Origin of the sequence: Campylobacter sp. CNRCH_2016_3089 (assembly GCF_025772505.1) — a bacterium.
GTDB lineage: Bacteria > Campylobacterota > Campylobacteria > Campylobacterales > Campylobacteraceae > Campylobacter_D > Campylobacter_D lari_D.
In genome coordinates this window covers 41492-60187 of the sequence record NZ_JAKMSF010000001.1, presented here as the reverse complement: position 1 = coordinate 60187, position 18696 = coordinate 41492, and the positions used below count along the sequence as shown (strand labels likewise).

General features: G+C 29.5%; 18 protein-coding genes. 10 read left to right on the top strand and 8 right to left on the bottom strand.

All coding sequences use genetic code 11. The features are described from left to right. Genes L8W69_RS00320 through yajC form a run of 7 tightly spaced genes read right to left on the bottom strand, consistent with a single transcriptional unit; the run spans position 1 to position 7464 of the window. Entirely contained in the window at positions 1-1368 is a 1368-nt protein-coding gene (locus L8W69_RS00320; RefSeq protein WP_263666140.1) for a hypothetical protein, read from the bottom strand. Continuing rightward, on the bottom strand, positions 1369-1866 hold the full coding sequence (gene lptE, locus L8W69_RS00315) for an LPS assembly lipoprotein LptE (protein ID WP_133318709.1): 498 nt from the start codon (positions 1864-1866) through the stop codon (positions 1369-1371). Further along, positions 1863-4292, bottom strand: coding sequence for a leucine--tRNA ligase (leuS, locus tag L8W69_RS00310; protein WP_263666139.1), 2430 nt, complete (start codon positions 4290-4292; stop codon positions 1863-1865). Before leuS ends, lptE begins: the two co-directional genes overlap by 4 nt. Before the next feature lie 8 nt (positions 4293-4300). Further along, a complete protein-coding gene (locus tag L8W69_RS00305; RefSeq protein WP_263665251.1) occupies positions 4301-4642 on the bottom strand; it encodes a DUF6394 family protein in 342 nt (113 codons plus the stop codon). A gap of 2 nt (positions 4643-4644) precedes the next feature. Next, positions 4645-5616: a protein translocase subunit SecF gene (gene secF, locus L8W69_RS00300; protein WP_220566868.1), complete on the bottom strand. Its 972-nt coding sequence runs from the start codon at positions 5614-5616 to the stop codon at positions 4645-4647. Then, positions 5616-7196, bottom strand: a complete 1581-nt coding sequence (secD, locus tag L8W69_RS00295; protein WP_039628546.1) for a protein translocase subunit SecD — start codon at positions 7194-7196, stop codon at positions 5616-5618. Before secD ends, secF begins: the two co-directional genes overlap by 1 nt. Then, entirely contained in the window at positions 7189-7464 is a 276-nt protein-coding gene (gene yajC, locus L8W69_RS00290; protein WP_039618686.1) for a preprotein translocase subunit YajC, read from the bottom strand. Before yajC ends, secD begins: the two co-directional genes overlap by 8 nt. On the opposite strand from yajC, the gene L8W69_RS00285 reads away from it, so the two are divergent. Next, positions 7434-8756, top strand: coding sequence for an apolipoprotein N-acyltransferase (locus L8W69_RS00285; protein WP_263666138.1), 1323 nt, complete (start codon positions 7434-7436; stop codon positions 8754-8756). The genes yajC and L8W69_RS00285 overlap by 31 nt on opposite strands. 10 nt (positions 8757-8766) lie before the next feature. Here the strand turns inward: L8W69_RS00285 and metK are convergent, their stop codons facing one another. Next, a complete protein-coding gene (gene metK, locus L8W69_RS00280) occupies positions 8767-9960 on the bottom strand; it encodes a methionine adenosyltransferase (RefSeq protein WP_263666137.1) in 1194 nt (397 codons plus the stop codon). Between the two features lie 147 nt (positions 9961-10107). On the opposite strand from metK, the gene sstT reads away from it, so the two are divergent. Genes sstT through smpB form a run of 9 tightly spaced genes read left to right on the top strand, consistent with a single transcriptional unit; the run spans position 10108 to position 18690 of the window. Beyond that, positions 10108-11334 carry a serine/threonine transporter SstT gene (sstT, locus tag L8W69_RS00275; protein WP_263660132.1) on the top strand — a complete coding sequence of 409 codons (1227 nt, stop codon included), beginning with the start codon at positions 10108-10110 and terminating at the stop codon, positions 11332-11334. Between the two features lie 9 nt (positions 11335-11343). Then, entirely contained in the window at positions 11344-12222 is an 879-nt protein-coding gene (locus L8W69_RS00270; RefSeq protein ID WP_039664243.1) for an aspartate carbamoyltransferase catalytic subunit, read from the top strand. 4 nt (positions 12223-12226) lie between these two features. Continuing rightward, positions 12227-13948, top strand: a complete 1722-nt coding sequence (locus L8W69_RS00265; RefSeq protein WP_263666136.1) for a M3 family oligoendopeptidase — start codon at positions 12227-12229, stop codon at positions 13946-13948. Continuing rightward, entirely contained in the window at positions 13941-14387 is a 447-nt protein-coding gene (locus tag L8W69_RS00260) for a hypothetical protein (RefSeq protein WP_087700757.1), read from the top strand. The genes L8W69_RS00265 and L8W69_RS00260 overlap by 8 nt, the downstream gene beginning before the upstream one ends. After that, a complete protein-coding gene (locus L8W69_RS00255) occupies positions 14384-16447 on the top strand; it encodes an ATP-dependent helicase (RefSeq protein WP_263666135.1) in 2064 nt (687 codons plus the stop codon). Before L8W69_RS00260 ends, L8W69_RS00255 begins: the two co-directional genes overlap by 4 nt. Next, positions 16444-17262, top strand: a complete 819-nt coding sequence (gene truB, locus L8W69_RS00250; RefSeq protein WP_263659033.1) for a tRNA pseudouridine(55) synthase TruB — start codon at positions 16444-16446, stop codon at positions 17260-17262. The genes L8W69_RS00255 and truB overlap by 4 nt, the downstream gene beginning before the upstream one ends. Further along, the gene (gene csrA / locus L8W69_RS00245; RefSeq protein WP_012661763.1) at positions 17256-17483 is read left to right on the top strand and encodes a carbon storage regulator CsrA; all 228 of its coding nucleotides are present in this window, start codon (positions 17256-17258) and stop codon (positions 17481-17483) included. The genes truB and csrA overlap by 7 nt, the downstream gene beginning before the upstream one ends. Further along, on the top strand, positions 17480-18235 hold the full coding sequence (locus L8W69_RS00240; RefSeq protein WP_263666134.1) for a 4-(cytidine 5'-diphospho)-2-C-methyl-D-erythritol kinase: 756 nt from the start codon (positions 17480-17482) through the stop codon (positions 18233-18235). Before csrA ends, L8W69_RS00240 begins: the two co-directional genes overlap by 4 nt. After that, a complete protein-coding gene (gene smpB, locus L8W69_RS00235; protein WP_039668585.1) occupies positions 18235-18690 on the top strand; it encodes an SsrA-binding protein SmpB in 456 nt (151 codons plus the stop codon). Before L8W69_RS00240 ends, smpB begins: the two co-directional genes overlap by 1 nt. Positions 18691-18696 lie beyond the last annotated feature (6 nt).

Here is an 18696-nt window from a genome sequence, read left to right as displayed (position 1 = left end):
CTAAGCTTTTTGGATTAATTCTTTTAAAATATCGCCATCTGGAAATTCTTTTTTTTCTATGTAAGAAGATGATAAAATAAGTTTAACTACTTCTTCTTTATAAATAAATTTATAATCATCTATAAGCTTTAAGGCTTTTTCTATAAAAATCTGAGCACTTTCTAAATTTTTACCCGGAAGTATAACCAAATAAGAACTTTCATCTAAAATCCAAATTTCACCCATATCTTTACATAAATCTTTAAGTATCTTTTTAAACTTTCCACTAATTGCCTTAAAACTATCAACACCATAGACATTAATAACATGCTCTATATTATTAATTTTAAAAAAACATAATGCATAATTAACAGCATAAAGCTTATAGTTTTCATCAAGTTTTTTAAGTTCTTGAGCAAGACTCCACTGCTCTCTTTGCTCATCGTCACTTGTAGCTTGAATTTGAGTTTTAATTTGCGCTATTTGCTCGTTTGCATATAAAAGTTTATCTTTTAGTGTATCAAAATTAATTTGAACATTACCATTTTCATCTTTAGTTAAAGCATTAATAAATTTCACATCTTCTTGGCTGTTATCATAAAGCTTTGATACCATTTCATTTAAGCTTTCTAAGTGCTGATTAAAAAAAGAAAGGTTTTTTTGTATATAATATTTATCTGTTGCTTCTTTTTTTTGCAACATTAAATAATACTCATGTGCAAATTCTTTCCTGGCAATTAATTTAGGATTTTCTTTTAAATTTTGTTTAAACTGCTCAAGCTCTTTACTTACTCCAAACAAAGACTCCAAAGAAGCTAGTAAAAGTTCAGCCTGCTTCTCATAAGATCTCTCTTTTAACATAACAATGAGTTTTTCAACTAAAGTGTGAAAATCCAAAAACGCTCGAATATTAAATTCTTCTAATTTTTTTAAAAGCTCATAATCCTCATAAGATTTTTCAAGCTCTCTCCATTTAGCCCTTAAAAGATATATGGTTTCTAAATCCATAGCTTGAGATAATCTGTGTTGAGTAATTTTTGCTAATTCTTTGATTTTTTTATCTTTGCTAATACTAAGCTGATGCACAATCAAATCAAGCAAAGCATAAACATCTTCATATTTTCTACTTACTTGCCTATTAAGCCTAGAAACTAAAAACATCAAAAACTCATCAATAGTTCGAATGCTTTTTCCTTTTAGCTCTTGCTTATAAATATCATCTAAAAGATTAGTATATTTTTCTATCCTTGCTTTATTAAAACTCATCACTCCCGCTTTTTTAGCGCATTCTTCAAATACCTCACTATAATTTTCAGGAGTTGGATGCAACTTACGCTCTTTTAATTTTATCAATGTTTCTTTTGCAATCTCATTGATATGACTTGCCATTTATTTATAACCCCTAATAGCTATGATAGAAACAAATTCATCAAAAGCTTCACTTGATGCATTTTTAATTGCTTCAAATCTAGCTTGATCGCTAATAATAGAATTTGGATTAATATCAAAATTATAACTTCCCTTGGTATTTACAACTTCTTCTTTACCATTTTTATAACGCATAAGAAATTCCAAGTAAAGCTCTGCTTTATAATTAACTACATAACCATTTCTATCATACACCATAGGATGAAATTCTAACTTTTTCATCGTAACTATAATAGAACTATCTGCATTATGCTCATCTGTGACTTTTCTGCCAAGCTTATTAAGCATAGCTTCTCTTAAAATATCTGTTATATAAACACTATTTTCGGGATCTTGTTTACTAATATTGATTTTCAAAAATACATTTTCACCCAAAACCCTACTTGCCATTTGAGATGATGGGATATATCCACAAGATATAATAAAAAAAGCAAAAAAAGATATTAAATATTTTTTCATTTAACCACCAAATTTACCAATTTCTTATCAATATAAATTTCTTTTACAATGGTTTTTCCTTCTAGCCATTTTGCAACATTTTCTTTAGCCAAAGCTAAAATCTCATCTTCTTTAGCCTCTGAATTTATTTCAATCTGTGCTCTTTTTTTGCCATTAACACTAATAGCTATATTAAAACTATCTTTTACAAAAACTTCTTCTTTTATTTTTAATACTTTAAAATTTTCACATTTAAACAAATGCTCGCTAAGCTCAAAACAAACATGAGGGATAATAGGCTCTAAAATATTTAAAATAATATAAAAAGCTTCTTTTAAAACTTCTTTATGATTTATAGCATTTAAGGCATTTAAAGCTTCCATACATGCAGCTATTAAGGTATTAAAGGCAAAACTTTCTTCATAAACTTCAAAAGATTTTTTCAAAGCTTCATATACTTTTAATCTAGCATATTTTTCTTCTTTATTTAAACTTTGATGATCAATTTCTTGTAATTTTCCACATTCTAAACTCATAGCCTTTTCATAAAGTCTATTGATAAATTTAAACGCACCCTCTAGCGCACTATCGTTCCATTCAAGTTCTTTAGCAGGTGGTGCAGCAAACAATATAAACAATCTTGCACTATCTGCTCCATATTTTTCTATAATATAATCAGGATCTACTACATTACCCTTAGATTTACTCATCTTAGCACCATCTTTAGTGACCATTCCTTGGGTTAAAAGTCTATTAAAAGGCTCATCATCTTTTAAATAACCCAAATCTCTAAGTGCTTTTTGGAAAAATCTAGCATAGAGTAAATGCAATATCGCATGTTCAATCCCGCCAATATATTCATCAACATTCATCCAATAATTAACGCTTTTTTCATCTACTGCTTTTTCTTGCCATGTTTTATCATCACTTGCAAAACGCGCAAAATACCAAGAACTTTCAAAGAAAGTATCTAAAGTATCGCTTTCTTTTTGTGCTTTTTTGCCACATTTTGGACAAATGCACTCTTTCCATATTTCATGCTTATCAAGTGGATTTCCCTCTCCATTTATAATCACATCTTCAGGCAAGGTAATAGGTAAATTTTCTATTTTTTGAGGAACTATGCCACAAGAATTACACTTAATCATTGGTATAGGAGCACCCCAATATCTTTGTCTAGAAACACCCCAATCACGAATTTTAAAATTGGTAACCTTTTTACCAATACCCAAAGATTCAATTTTTAAACTAATTTTTTCTCTAGCATCATTACATTCTAATTGATCAAATTCGCCACTATTGGTTAAAACACCTTCTTTTAAAGTGTAACATTGTGCGTCATTTTCATCTTTATAAATTACTTTTTTTATAGCTAAATTATAAGTTTTTGCAAACTCATAATCTCTTTCATCATGAGCAGGCACACTCATAACAGCCCCACTACCATAATCACTTAAAACAAAATTAGCTACCCATAAAGGAATTTTTTCTTTACTTAGTGGATGGATTATATGAAGATTTAAAAAATATCCTTCTTTTGGTGCAGCTTGTCTTTGGCGGGGTGTTTGATTTTGTATATTTTGAATTTTTATAATAGTATCTTGATCTAGTAATTTTTTATCAATTAATTCGTTTACTATTTCATGATCAGGTGCTAAAGCAATATAAGACACTCCATAAATAGTCTCAGCTCTTGTTGTAAAAACATTGATCTTTTTTGCGCTGATTTTATCATTTTCTTCTATATCAAAATCAAAGCTAAGCCCTGTGCTTTTACCTATCCAATTTTCTTGCATAGTCAAAACCTGACTTGGCCATTTTCCTTCTAATTTTTTAAGATCTTGCAATAATTCATCTGCATAAGCGGTAATTTTTACATAATATCCTGGCATTTTTTTTCTAATGACTTCATGTCCACAACGCCAACATTTGCCATCTTCAACTTGCTCATTTGCTAAGACTGTTTTATCATTCTCACACCAATTAACTTCAGCTTCTTTAGTATAAACAAGTCCTTTTTCATACATTTTGATAAAAAATTCTTGCTCAAATTTAGTATATAAAGGATCAGAAGTAGCAAACATTCTTTTTTTAGAAAAGGAAAAGCCCAAAGAAGCAAGTTCATTTTGCATATAATCAATATTTTCATAAGTCCATTTCTTAGGATGAATACCGTGTTTTATCGCAGCATTTTCAGCAGGCATACCAAAACTATCAAAACCTATAGGATGTAAGACATTAAAACCTTTTTTTCTATAATATCTAGCCATAGCATCACCTATGCTATAGTTTCTCACATGTCCCATATGAATTCTACCACTTGGATATGGAAACATAGATAAAATGTATTTTTTTGGTAAAGAAAAATCATCTTTTGGCTCAAAATATTCTTTTTCTTGCCAAATTTTTTGCCATTTTTTTTCTATTTTACCTGCCTCATATGCCATTTTAACTCCTAATTTTCTTCTTGACTTTTTACTGAATCAACTATAACTAAAATCATTGAAAAGATATTAGCTATCAAAGCACCAATTGCTAAAGTATAAACCATAATATTAGCTTCTGGATTAATTTGTATTAAAGCAAAAGCTGGAATTAAATGCAAATCAGCCACTAAAGAACTAGCAAATAATTCAGCTGCTAAGAAATTTCTAACTCCGATTTTCAATAAAGTAGAAATTAAATTCACACAAGCTGCAATAAATAATGCAACTTCATTTTGATCATATAAAAATCCTGCGGTTGTAGTTAAGCTCATTAGAGCAAAAAAGATATAAATAACCTTACCCCAATTCATTTTTACACCGTTCCTTTTTCATACATCGCTCTTAATTTCTCTTTTTCTTGTTTTTTCTTTACTTTTTCTAATTCTTTTTGACGATACTGCGTAACACTAAATTTAAACCATAAAAGTGCTGGACTTGCTACAAATATAGAACTTGCAGTACCTGCCACAATACCCACTATCATAGTTAGAGCAAAACCTTCTATCATAGATCCACCAAAGAAATAAAGCACTACAACAGTGATTAAAGTTAAACCTGTTGTTAAAGTAGTTCTTGATAAAGTTGCAGAAACTGATTCATTAATAATTAAATCAAGTTTTGAATTTTTACTTGTTTTAACACCTTCTCTAATCCTATCAAAAATAATAATCGTATCATTTAAAGAATATCCAAGCACAGTTAAAACAGCCGCCAAAATATCTAAATTTACATCTATTTCAAATAATGCAATAGCGCCTAAAGTAATGACTATATCATGAATTTCACACACAATAGAAGCCATAGCAAAACGCCATTCAAATCTCACTGCCAAATAAATCAAAATAGCAATCAAAGAAATTCCAACCGCCATAAGACCTTTATTACGCAGTTCATCTCCTACTTTTGGACCTACTACATCCACGCGGCGCACTTCAAATTTACCTGTATCTTTTAACAAATTTGCAATACTTACTCCAATATCACTTCCCAAGCTATCGCTACTTCCTGAAAAACGAATAATAACTTCATTAGCACTACCAAATTCGGTAACACTAGCTCCTTTTAAATTTTCATTTATAGATAAAGCTTTACGAATTTCAGCCAAGGGTGCTTTTTGCTCATATTGAAGCTGTACCAAAGTTCCACCGGTAAAATCAATACCAAAATTCAAACCCTTAGTAAAAAGGATAAAAATAGAACCAAAAAATAAAATAAAAGACAAAGAGATGGCTGCAAATCTCATTCTCATAAAATCATAAATATGTTTTTGACTAAAAAATTGCATTAAGGTCTCCTATATCCAAACCATAATCTTGTGTTATTGCTTTTTTCCATACGGTTCATAAACATTTCAAACATACCATGAGTTCCAACAATAGAAGTAATCATTGAAACTAAGATTCCAATGCTTAAAGTCACCGCAAAACCTTTTACCGCACCTGTTCCATAAGCATAAAGTACCACTGAAGTAATAAGCGAAGTAATGTTAGAATCTAAAATCGCGCTCATTGCATGCTTATAACCATTTTCAACACTTTGCCTTATGCTAGCACCTTCTCGCAATAACTCCCTAATTCTTTCATTAATAATAACATTAGAATCTACTGCCATACCCACAGTCAGTACAAGTCCTGCCATACCAGGTAAAGTTAAGGTTGCACCAAACATAGCCATTACAGCAATAATCACTAAAATATTTGCCACTAAAGCAATATTAGCAAAAATTCCTGCTATACCATAATACATCACCATAAATGCAATAACTAATATAGAAGCACCTGCTAGGGCTATCATACTCATTTTAATACTATCAGCACCCAAAGATGGTCCAACACTTCTTTTTTCAAGCATTTTAACCGGTGCTAAAAGCGCTCCACTTCTTAAAGCAATGGCCACATCATGAGCTTCTTCTACAGTAAAGCTACCACTAATTTGGCCACTACCTCCACCTATTCTTTCATTAATTCTTGGAGCTGAATATACTTTATTATCTAAAACTATAGCTAAGCGTTTACCTACATTATTTCCTGTATAGTCTCCAAATTTTTTAGCACCTTCTGAATTTAAGGTAAAATTAATAACAGGAAGATTATTACTTTGTGCAAAACCTACTTTTGCATCTGTTAGCATAGAACCATCAAGAATAGGTATAGATTTTACTAGATATTTAATTTGAGGATTTTTTGCATCTTCAAAAATTAAATCTCCATATTCAGCAGCCTGAGCTGGAGTAAGATTATTTACCTGATCCATTCTAACATCATCTACTTCCATTAATTGCAAATGTGCAGCTTTTGCAATAAGTTCTCTAGCTCTAGCCTCATCTGCAGCAGTTTTAATACCTGGAAGTTCGACTAAAATTTTATCCTCACCTGATCTTGCTACATTTGGCTCTGCAAGACCAAATTGATCAAGTCTATTTCTAATTGTTTCTACAGCTTGCAAAATAGCTTGCTCATGAGTTAATTTAATTTCTTCTTGGGTTAAAGAAAGTGTGTAGTGTAAATTTTCGTGTGTAATAGCCAAGCCTTTAATGTCTTTTAACAACAAATCAACCTTAGCTACATCATTTTCATCCAATAAACTAAATTCAATACTAGTATCATTTACTTTGATTTTATCAACAATAATATCTTCTTTATTGATAGAATAACTAAGAGAAGAGGCTATGGATTTAACCTTTGACTTAACTGCCTCTTCCACTTCTACACCTAATAACATATGCAAACCACCTTGCAAATCAAGTCCTAGGTTAATCTTAGCACCACTTTGGGTTTGCATAAAAGAAGGTATAGAAAAAACAAGCCCTATAAGAAAAACTACAAAGAAAATAATACTTCTATAAGTAATTTTTCCACTACGCATCAATTTTCTTTGCTATAAAATCTCTAGAAATTTTTACAACTACATTTTCATCATTAAGCTTAACTTTGATAAAATCCTCTTCTGGTTTTACCACCTCGCAAATTATCCCACCATTTGTGATGATTTTATCTCCTTTTTCTAAAGATGAAACCATCAATTTATGGTCTTTTGCTTGTTTTTGTTGTGGTCTAATAACCAAAAAATAAAAAATCGCAAAAAGCACAATGAGAGGCAACAATGAAGTCCAAATATTTCCGTTTTCTGCCATTTCTTCCCCTTTTTTTAAAGTTCATAAATTCTAATTCTACCACTTTTAAAATAATAAAAGCCTTTTTTTCTGCACTTTTATTGTCAAATTTTATTTATTTTTCTTTTTTTGAAAATTTACTTTTCGAATTTATCTCACCATTTTTAAGCATATATGGTTTAATTTTATTACTAAGAAACAAAAGTAAAGCAGGATATTTTTACACCGGTTTTTTTATAGGAATTTTATGGTTTTGGTGGATAGGTTTATCATCAATTTATTTTAATTTAGCTTATTTAATTCCTTTAGAAATTATCTTAATTGGATTAATTTATGGGTTTTTGTTTTTTATATGTTTTTTTCTTAAATATGATTTTTTAAGGCTTTGTGGAATTTTTTTACTTTGTTTTATTCATCCTTTTGGCTTTGATTGGCTAAATTGGGGTGTTTTAAGTGTATATGGAATCTTTGATGCAAGTTACCAAGGTATTATAGCTATGTTTTTGATTGCTTATTTTTATTATGAAAAATATATTTCAAGATATTATAAAATAGCAATTATTCTAATCCTTATTCTAATCGGAGCTCAATATAATCAAAAACAATCACAAACACTAAAATTAGACTATAAATTAATCCAAACTAATATCTCCCAAGATCAAAAATTCATACAAGAAAATTTACAAACTCATTCTAAAGATATATTTTATCAAATCAACAAGGCCATAAAAGAAGGTAAAGAAGCAATTATTTTTCCTGAAACTGCTTTTGCTTTTGCATTAAATAAAGCACCAAGTTATTTACAAGCCTTAAAAGATTTATCAAAACAAATCATCATCATCACAGGTGCTATAAGCACTACACCTAATCATCTATACAATAGTACTTATGTATTTGACAATGGCAACATACAAGTTTTTAACAAACATTATCTTGTACCTTTTGGAGAAGAAATTCCTATATTTAAAAACTTTTTTAAAAAATATCTTTTAAATATTGATGAATTTTCAAAAGGAAAAGAATTAAATCAATACACTCTAAATAATCAGCTCATCACTAATGCTATCTGCTTTGAAGCTACAAAAGAAAAACTTTACAAACACTCAAAAATCATCATCGCTATTTCAAACAATGCTTGGTTTAATTTTTCAAGTGAGTATAAATTACAAAATTTTCTAATGCGTTTTTATGCAAATAATTATAATGTAAGTATATATCATGCAGTTAATGGAAAAGAAAATGCAGTAATTAAGCCAAAAGAAGTATTGATTTTAAAGATAAAAGAAAAACTTTTAAAGCAAAATGAAGCTTAAAAGCTTCATTTTATAATGCCTTAAATTCATCAAGTGCGTCTAATTTTTCCCAAGGATAATCAGCTTGACCCACTTGACCACGAGCAGCTACATCAGCATACATGAAAGTATCTTTACTTGGTTTATCAAGATTGAATTTATTTTTAATCCAATTTGGAGTTAATGGGAAAGTTTTCATCACAAAATCACTTAAAATATCATCATCTAATCTTGTATTTGTTCCCATGCAATCCACACTTACAGAAGTTGGTTTAGCCACACCTATAGCATAAGAAAGTTGTACTATACATTTTTTAGCAAGCCCTGCTGCTACAATATTTTTAGCAAGCCATCTTGCAGCATAAAGTCCGCTTCTATCAACCTTAGTATAGTCTTTAGAAGATTGTGCACCACCTCCTATTGGAGCATAGCCACCAAAGCTATCTACTATAAGCTTTCTTCCTGTTAAACCACTATCATGTAATGAGCTGTGATTTACATATTTTCCCGTTGGGTTGATTAAAATTCTTGTTTTTTCTGGACAAAAAAGCTCTTTTGGTAAATTCGAATCCAAAATCAAATCCATCACCAAAGCTCTTAAATCTTCTATTTTCATACTTTCAACACAAGGAGCTGAAACTACAATAGTATGGATACTTTGAGGTTTGCAATTTTCAAAATTTTCTTTATTTGCATAATCAATTGTAACTTGAGTTTTAATATCTACTCCAAGTTTATCAGGATTGTTTTTTGCAAACTCATATACTTTATCACAAAGCATTCTAGCATAAGAAATAGCTGCTGGCATATATTCTTTTGCTTCATTGCTTGCAAAACCAAACATTATACCTTGATCACCTGCTCCAATCTCTCCATCTTCTTGATCAACACCTTGATTGATGTCAGGACTTTGCTCATTTAAAAATACCATTACATCTAAATCATCAGGGTGTAAACATTGTTTTTTGCTAAAATGCGGATTTCCATTGTAACCAATATCTGCTAGAGCTTTTTTTACAATATTTTCACAATCTTGTTTTTCTAATTTATATTTTGATTTAATCTCACCACCAATTACTACTTTATTTCCTGCTACAAAAACCTCACTAGCAACCCTTGAGTCTTTATCATGAGTTAAAAAAGCATCAACTATAGAATCAGCTATAATATCAGCACATTTATCAGGATGTCCTGCGCTAACAACTTCAGAAGTAAATAAATACATATTTTATATTCCTTGCATCATCTTTTTCGTTAAATTAAAAATTTTCTAAAATATAATAACATAAGCTAACTTAAAAATCAAAAAGCTTATTTAAGCTTTACTTTGCTAGAATAAATTTAAATTTATCACTACAAAAAAAGGTAAGAAATGAGTTTATTTTCTTATGCAATCAAACGCTATAAAGATGGAAATCTTATTTTACAAATTTGCATAGGTATTGTTTTAGGAATTTTAGTAGGTATTTTTTCTAAAGATTTAGCTATTTTTGCAAATATTTTTGGTGCTTTATTTACAGGTGCGTTAAAAGCTATAGCGCCAATTTTAGTTTTTATTTTAATTTTAACAACCATTTGCACAAAAGAATTTAATCATGGAAGTGAGAAAATAAAACACATTATTTTCTTGTATATTTTTGGAACCTTTTTAGCTTCTTTAAGCGCAGTTAGTATAAGTTTTATCTTTCCTGTAGAATTAGTATTAACCGATATTGAAAAAGCTTCCACTACAAGCCCTGCGCATATAGGCGAAGTATTTAAAACCTTACTTTTTCAAGTAGTAGACAATCCGATCCATGCCTTATCTTCAGGAAATTATTTAAGCATATTAGCTTGGGCTATTGGTGGAGGTTTTGCTCTAAGACATTGTTCTAATGATGCAAAACAACTTTTTACTGATATAAACGAGGGTGTATTAAAAATCGTTAAATTTATAGTCAAGCTTGCTCCTTTTGGAATTTTTGGACTTGTGGCTAATTCAGTTGCTCAAACAGGAGCAGCAGGACTTTTTAGTTATATTAAATTATTAATAATTTTAGTTTTGACTATGTTTTTTGTAGCTTTTGTGATTAATGCTTTAATTGTCTTTGCTTATACAAAGAAAAATCCTTATCCTTTGATTTTTATTTGTTTAAAACATAGTGCTGTTTTTGCATTTTTTACAAGAAGTTCTGCAGCAAATATTCCTGTAAATATGGCACTTTGCTCCAAATTAAATATCAATAATAACCTATATAGCATTTCTATTCCACTAGGTGCTACGATTAATATGGCAGGAGCAGCTGTAACTATTGCTATATTAAGTCTTGCAGCAGCTCACACAGTAGGTATTGAAATAAATTTTTTACAAGCTATACTTTTGAGTGTTTTAGCTGCATTTGCAGCTTGTGGAGCTAGCGGGGTTGCTGGGGGTTCACTCTTACTTATACCACTTGCTTGCTCTTTGTTTAATATTGATTATGACATAGCTATGCAAGTAGTTGCGGTTGGTTTTATCATAGGGGTTATCCAAGATAGTGTTGAAACTGCATTAAATAGCTCAACAGATGTTTTATTTAGTGCTATTTGTTCAGATAATGAGCTTAATTTAAAAATTTAAGGAGGACTTATGAGGCATTTAATTACTACAAAAGATTTTAACAATGATGAAATCTTGGCTTTATTTAAAGAAGCAAAAGAATTTTTGGATGAAAAACCGCGTACATTTTTAGAAGGAAAAAGTGTTACAACAATTTTCTTTGAAAATTCAACACGCACTCAATCAAGCTTTGAAACAGCCGCAAGAAGACTAGGTGCTAAAGTTTTAAAATTAGATGTTTCAAGAAGTAGTTCAAGCAAAGGTGAAACACTTTTTGATACTGCTGCGAATTTAGATGCAATGGCACCAAGTGCTATTGTAGTTAGACACAAAAACTCAGGTGTACCTCATACTTTAGCAAATTATACTCATTGTCCTATAGTTAATGGAGGTGATGGTAAACACGCTCATCCTACCCAAGCTTTACTTGATCTTTTTACCATAATGGAGCATTTTGATTATAATGTCAAAGGTAAAAAAATAGCCATAGTAGGAGATATTAAAAACTCACGCGTTGCTGCTTCAAATTTAGAATTATTACCTCGTTTTGGTATAGACATTACCCTAGTAGCCCCACCTCATTTTATGCCAAATTATCCTATTAAAAAAACAAATAAACTAAAAGAAGTTATTGATGATGTAGATATTATCATGAGCCTTAGAACACAAACTGAAAGACACAATATTCCAACCTATGCATCGCTTAAAGATTATGCAAATGATTTTTGTATTAGCAAAGATTTAATAAAAGATAAAAATCTCATTATCTTACATCCTGGTCCTGTACATAGAAATATCGATATTAGCGATGAAGTAATGGCTGATAAAAGATGTAAGGTTTTAACTCAAGTTAAAAATGGTGTTGCCATTAGAATGGCTGTATTAAAAAAACTCATTTTAGAAAGCTAAAATCATGCAAAATTGGAACTTAAGTACATTATTTAAAGATGAGCAAGAATTAAATCTTTTTTTACAAAAAACCCAAGATGAAGCTTGTGAATTTAAAAAACAATATGAAAATAATCTTCATAGTTTAAGCAATGAACAATTTTTACAAGCTTTAAAAAACTATGAAGAATTAATCTTAAAACTTTCTCACATACTAACCTATGTGTATTTAAATTTTGCTCAAGATACTACCAAAGGTGCTTTTTATGCAAAATATGAAAATTTAAGTAAAAAAATAGAAGAAAATCTTTTATTTTTTGAACTTGAATTTTGTGAGTTAAAAGAAGAAAAAAGTAAAACTTTCATCACATTTTGCAAAGATTATGAGTTTTATTTAAATAATCTTATCAAAAACAAAAAACACAATCTTTCTAAAAAAGAAGAAAGAGTTATCCTAGCTCTATCAAGTACAGGTTCAAATGCATTTGCAAGATTATTTGATGAAACCTTTAGTGCTTTAAAATTTAATTTTGAAGGACAAAAATTAAGCGAGGAAGAAATTCTAAGCAAGCTTTATGATAAAGATAGAAGCATTAGAAAAAAAGCTTCAAAATGCTTTAGTAAAACCTTAAAAAAACAAAACAAGCTTTTAGTATATATTTTTAATATGATTAAAAGTGAACTTGCTAGCATTTGTGAGTTAAGATCTTATGAAAGTCCTGAAACTCCAAGACACATAAGAAATCAAATTTCTAAAAAAAGTGTTGATGCACTTATTAGCGCTAGCGAGAATAGCTTTGATATTGTTTCTAAATTTTATAATACAAAGAAAAAAATTCTAGGGTATAAAAAGCTAAAAGATTATGATCGTTATGCACCTATTGGAAAAGAAATGCAAGTTGATTTTGATCAAGGAAAGGATATCGTTTTAAAAGCCTTTGAAAAATTTTCTAAAGATTTTTATATGATAGCAAAAGAAGCTTTTGAGAATAATTGGATTGATATCTATCCTAAAGAATTTAAACAAAGTGGTGCTTTTTCTCACTCAAGCACGCCGCTAAGCCATCCTTTCATACTTTTAAACTATACTAACCAAAGACGCGATCTTTTCACCCTAGCACATGAGCTAGGCCACACTATACATCAAAAACTTTCTTATAAAGTAAGTTTTTTAAATCAAGATACACCTCTAACTACAGCAGAAACTGCTTCAGTGTTTGCGGAAATGTTGATTTTTGACTATATTAAAGAAAATTTAGACAAAGAAGAGCTTTTATCTTTATATGCAGCAAAAATTGAAGATATTTTTGCTACTCTTTATAGACAAATTAATTTTACTACTTTTGAACGCAGATTTCATGCTAAAAAAGAAGAGCTAAGCGCTCAAGAACTAAGTGAAATTTGGCTTGAAGAATCAAGAAAAATGTTTCAAGATAGCGTAATTTTAACCAAAAATTATGGCCTTTGGTATTCTTATATACCACATTTTATACACTCTCCATTTTACTGCTATGCTTATGCTTATGCACAACTTTTAGTTTTAGCACTCTATGGTCTATATAAAAGTGGCAAATGCTCTAATTTTACTTCAATTTATATTGAGTTTTTAAGTAGTGGGGGAAGCAAAAGCCCAAAAGAACTTGTAGCTATGTTTGGCTTTGATATAGAAAGTGATGAATTTTGGAATATAGGCTTAGAGCAAGTTAGGATACTAGTAGATGAATTTTTAAGGCTAAGCAATGATTGATAAAATTTTAAATAATAGAAATTTTATAAGTTTAATGCAAAAAAGCATTTATGAATGCTTGCAAATTTTAATTCAAGAAGATATTGAGTTTAATATCATTGTAAATACTAAATTTGTTACACTAGAACCTCCTTTGCCACCAGAATTAGATGTAGTGAGCAAAAATCCTTATTGTCTTTTTGCACTTGGTGGTTATACTTTTAAATCCATAGTTTTAACAAATGAGCATATAGAATTTCATGCAGGTTTTGGACCTGATGATTTTGCAACCTTTGTGAAAGTAGATTTGGGAGCAATTACTCAAATTCAAGTTGAAGATAATATCATTTTTGTTAATTTTTCAAACTATTTCAAAAAGCAAAATGATCAAAAATTAAAAGAAAAATCTATGAATGCTTTTTTAAATAATCCTAACAATAAAGATTTATTTAAAAAATGAGTTTTTTTGAAGGTTTAAATGATAGCCAAAAAGAAGCTATCATGCATATTGATGGAGCTATGCTAATACTAGCAGGTGCAGGTAGTGGAAAGACTAAAACCATTACCACTAGACTTGCTTATTTGATTGATCATGTAGGTATTCCTGCGCAAAATACCCTCACACTAACCTTTACAAATAAAGCTGCTAATGTAATGAAAACAAGAGCCTTAGCACTTTTACAAGATCAAAATTTACATAATCCCCTTTTATGTACTTTTCATAAATTTGGTTTGTTATTTTTAAGACTTTATAGCGAAAGAATTAATAGAGCAAATAATTTTGTCATTATTGATACAGATGATAAAAAGAAAATACTAAAAGATTTAGCTAGCGAAAATTTGCAAAGCTCTTTAGCAAGCATAGGTGCTTATATTTCAAATTTTAAAAATCAAAGCAAAAGCGCTCAAGAAATACGCAAAGAATTAGAATTTTTAAAAGATGAAAAAAACAAAAATTACGAAGAAATCATTCATTTATATGAGCAATATGAGCATTTTTTAATCCAAAATAATTTCATGGATTTTGATGATTTACTCATGCTAACTAATAAAATTTTAGAAGATGAACAATTTGCACAAGAACAAAGTCAAAAATATACTTATATAACAGTAGATGAGTATCAAGATACCAATGTCTTGCAATATCAAATTCTAAAAAAACTTTGCGTGTCTCATGAAAACATTTGCGTGGTGGGTGATGATGATCAAAGTATTTATGGTTGGCGTGGAGCTAAAATAGAAAATATCTTAAATTTCAAAGAACAATTTAACAATGTAAAATTAGTAAAACTAGAGCAAAATTATCGCTCAACTAGCGCTATTTTGCAAGCTGCAAATGAGCTTATAGAGCATAATAGAAAAAGATTAGGAAAAACTTTGATTTGTACCAAAGATGAGGGCGAAGAAATTACAATTTTACAAAATGATGATGAAAAAATTGAAAGTTTTAAGGTCGCAAGAGAAGTTTCAAAACTTTTAAACTCGGGGATTAATCCTAGTGAAATAGCCATACTTTATAGAGTAAATGCCCTATCTCGTGCTCTTGAAGAAGCTTTTAGCAAAGAAAAAATTCCTTTTAAGTTGCTAAGTGGAATTCGTTTTTATGAAAGAGCTGAAATTAAAGATATTATTTCTTATTTAAGATTGCTTTCAAATTTAAATGATGATTATTCTTTTAAACGCATTATCAACCGCCCTAAAAGAAACTTTGGTAATGCAAGTTTAGAAAAGCTAGAAAATTATGCTAAAGAAAATCATTTGTCTTTATTTGAAAGTCTATGTGCTTTGCAAGGAAGTGGTTTTTTTAGTAAAAAAACAGACAAAGAGTTAGAAAAATTCATACTAAGCATACACAAAATCAAAGAAAAAGATGATTTGCTTGCAATGATTTTAGCCTTAGAAGAAGAATTTAAAATCAAAGAATTTTACAAAGATAATCCAGAGGGTGAAGATAAACTTTTAAATATAGATGAACTTTATGCTAATTTAAAAGATAAAATTACTCATGGAAATTATAATGGCTTAGATGATATTTTAAATGAAATTTCTTTACTTAATGAGCAAGATGGACTTGATAAAGAAAGTATTTGTATTATGAGTATTCATGCAAGCAAAGGACTTGAGTTTGATTATGTTTTTATCATAGGTTTAGAAGAAGGATTTTTCCCACTCACTAGCGAATCAAGCAATATAGAAGAAGAAAGAAGACTTGCCTATGTAGCAATCACTAGAGCCAAGAAAAAACTTTATTTAAGTTATGCTAATTCTAGATTTTATAAAGGAAGTCGCACAAGATTAGAAAAAAGTAGATTTTTTGGCGAGAGTAATGTAATCAAAAAAGAATTAACACTAGATCATCAAAAAAATTGCTACAAAAAAGGCGATTTAATCAAACATAAAATTTTTGGCATAGGCAGAGTCACTGGGGTAAGTAAAATAGGTGCTGAAGAAAAACTCACGATTAATTTTGGAGGCATAGAAAGAATGATAATGTCAAGTTTTGTGGAAAAAGTGATATGAATAAACTTTTTGTAGCTTACAAACCAAGTGGTATGAGTTCTAATACTTTTTTAGGCAAACTCAAGAAAAAATATAAAAATAAAAAAGCAGGTTTTTCAGGAACACTTGATCCTTTTGCAAAAGGTGTTTTACTCATAGCCTTTGATCAATACACAAAACTTTTTCGTTTTTTTGATAAAAATCCAAAAGTTTATAAAGCAACACTTTGGCTAGGCGTGCATTCACTAAGCCTTGATAATCAAAATATCAAAGAAATCAATCTTATAAATGCTTTTGATGAGCAAATTTTAGAACAAATTAAAAATGAACTTTTAGGTAAAATCACCTACACCCCACCCGCATTTTGTGCAAAAAAAATAGATGGAGTGCGCTCTTATGAGCTTGCAAAAAGAGGTTTTGAAGTCAATTTAAAATCCTGCGTTATGGAAATTTTTTATACTAAAATTTTACACTATAACCACCCCTTTTTAACCATAGAAATAGCAGTTAGTGAGGGTTCTTATATACGCTCTTATTGTGAATTATTTGCTAGAAAACTTGGTATTAAAGCCACATTAAGCTCATTAGAGCGTTTAAGCGAGGGAAGGTTTTTTTATGAGAATGAAAAAGAGTTAAATCCTTTAGCTTATTTAAATCTTAGAAAAAATACGATAAAATACCCCCAAAAATTACACAATGGACAAAAAATATTTTTGGACGATTTGGAAATTCAAGAAGAAGGTAGCTATATTTTAGAAGAAAAAGATTTTTTTTCTATCATTTCTATCCAAGATAATCAAGTGCAATATTATTTAAATAAGGTATTAAAATGTTAATTTTATCAAGAAAAGAAAATGAAAGTATAAAAATCGGAGATGATATAGAAATCAAAGTAGTTCAAACAGGCAAAGGCTATGCTAAAATAGGCATCGAAGCTCCAAAGTCTTTAATGATACTACGCAAAGAGCTTATCGAGCAAGTAAAAAGTGAAAATTTACATGCAATTAGCGATGAAACGATAAAACTTGACGATCTAAGTAAAAAGCTTAAAAAATGAAAGCTTACGCAAAAGCTAATATTTTTTTAAAAATTATAGGAATTGATTTAAGATCTTATCATTTATTACAATCACGCTTTGTTTTATTAAAAGATATTTTTGATGAGTTAAGCTTTAGTGATGAAAAAACTAAAGAAGGATTTGAAATTATTGGAAATTTTACTCAAGATACCATCATACACAAAGCTTATAAAGAATTAGAAAATTTAGGTTTTTCTAATGAATTAAATGAATTTTTTAAAGACAAAAGTTTAAAGCTTATCAAAAACATTCCCATAGGTGGAGGCCTTGGTGGAAGCAGTACCGATGCGGTTGTATTTTTATTAATGATCAACGAAACTTTAAATTTAAAACTCAATCAACAACAACTTGAACGAATCTGCCAAAAACTTGGCTCTGATTTAATCTTTTTTTTAAGCGGATATGATAGTGCAAATGTTAGCGGGTGTGGCGAGATTGTAGAATATTTTGAAGATGATTTTAGTCAACTTGATTTTACTTTTCCTGCCATTGAATGCTCAAGCGCAAAAGTATATAAAGCTTTTGATGAAAGCTCATATGATTTAACAGCGAATTTAAATTTGTCTAAAACACTTAAAACACTTAAAACAAGTGAAATTTTAGAGTATAAAAATACTGATTTAAACGACTTATTTGCTCCTTGTGTAAAAATTTATCCTAAAATGCAAACTTTTCTTAATGAGGCTTATTTTTTAAGTGGAAGTGGAAGTGGAGTTTTTAAGGCTAAATGATGAAAAAAACTATAGTAAAAAACAAAAAAGCTTTTTTTGATTATGAAATTTTGGAAAAATTTGAAGCAGGTATTGTTTTAAAAGGTTCTGAAGTAGTGGCATTAAGAGCTAGTAGAGCAAATTTGAAAGATTCTTTTGTGCGTATTATCAAAGGTGAAATTTTCTTACTTAATGCTCATATTTCTCATCTTAGCACTACACATTCTTTTTATAAGCATGATGAAAAAGGTGCACGAAAACTTTTAATGCATAAAAAGCAAATCGATAGGCTTTTTGGTAAAATTAGCACCCAAGGCTTTACTATAGTGCCATTAGAGCTTTATTTTAATGAAAAAAATAAAGCAAAAGTCTTAATAGCCTTAGCCAAAGGAAAAAACTTACACGATAAAAGAGAAAGCTTAAAGAAAAAACAAGCAGATCTTGAAGCAAGAGCTGCTATGAAAAATCATTATTAAAAAAGG

Bases quoted from the DNA above. Each gene is read 5' to 3' on its own strand.
- L8W69_RS00320 (WP_263666140.1), bottom strand. From the start codon at position 1,368: ATGGCAAGTCATATCAATGAGATTGCAAAAGAAACATTGATAAAATTA.
- lptE (WP_133318709.1), bottom strand. From the start codon at position 1,866: ATGAAAAAATATTTAATATCTTTTTTTGCTTTTTTTATTATATCTTGT.
- leuS (WP_263666139.1), bottom strand. From the start codon at position 4,292: ATGGCATATGAGGCAGGTAAAATAGAAAAAAAATGGCAAAAAATTTGG.
- L8W69_RS00305 (WP_263665251.1), bottom strand. From the start codon at position 4,642: ATGAATTGGGGTAAGGTTATTTATATCTTTTTTGCTCTAATGAGCTTA.
- secF (WP_220566868.1), bottom strand. From the start codon at position 5,616: ATGCAATTTTTTAGTCAAAAACATATTTATGATTTTATGAGAATGAGA.
- secD (WP_039628546.1), bottom strand. From the start codon at position 7,196: ATGCGTAGTGGAAAAATTACTTATAGAAGTATTATTTTCTTTGTAGTT.
- L8W69_RS00285 (WP_263666138.1), top strand. From the start codon at position 7,434: ATGAAGTCCAAATATTTCCGTTTTCTGCCATTTCTTCCCCTTTTTTTA.
- yajC (WP_039618686.1), bottom strand. From the start codon at position 7,464: ATGGCAGAAAACGGAAATATTTGGACTTCATTGTTGCCTCTCATTGTG.
- metK (WP_263666137.1), bottom strand. From the start codon at position 9,960: ATGTATTTATTTACTTCTGAAGTTGTTAGCGCAGGACATCCTGATAAA.
- sstT (WP_263660132.1), top strand. From the start codon at position 10,108: ATGAGTTTATTTTCTTATGCAATCAAACGCTATAAAGATGGAAATCTT.
- L8W69_RS00270 (WP_039664243.1), top strand. From the start codon at position 11,344: ATGAGGCATTTAATTACTACAAAAGATTTTAACAATGATGAAATCTTG.
- L8W69_RS00265 (WP_263666136.1), top strand. From the start codon at position 12,227: ATGCAAAATTGGAACTTAAGTACATTATTTAAAGATGAGCAAGAATTA.
- L8W69_RS00260 (WP_087700757.1), top strand. From the start codon at position 13,941: ATGATTGATAAAATTTTAAATAATAGAAATTTTATAAGTTTAATGCAA.
- L8W69_RS00255 (WP_263666135.1), top strand. From the start codon at position 14,384: ATGAGTTTTTTTGAAGGTTTAAATGATAGCCAAAAAGAAGCTATCATG.
- truB (WP_263659033.1), top strand. From the start codon at position 16,444: ATGAATAAACTTTTTGTAGCTTACAAACCAAGTGGTATGAGTTCTAAT.
- csrA (WP_012661763.1), top strand. From the start codon at position 17,256: ATGTTAATTTTATCAAGAAAAGAAAATGAAAGTATAAAAATCGGAGAT.
- L8W69_RS00240 (WP_263666134.1), top strand. From the start codon at position 17,480: ATGAAAGCTTACGCAAAAGCTAATATTTTTTTAAAAATTATAGGAATT.
- smpB (WP_039668585.1), top strand. From the start codon at position 18,235: ATGAAAAAAACTATAGTAAAAAACAAAAAAGCTTTTTTTGATTATGAA.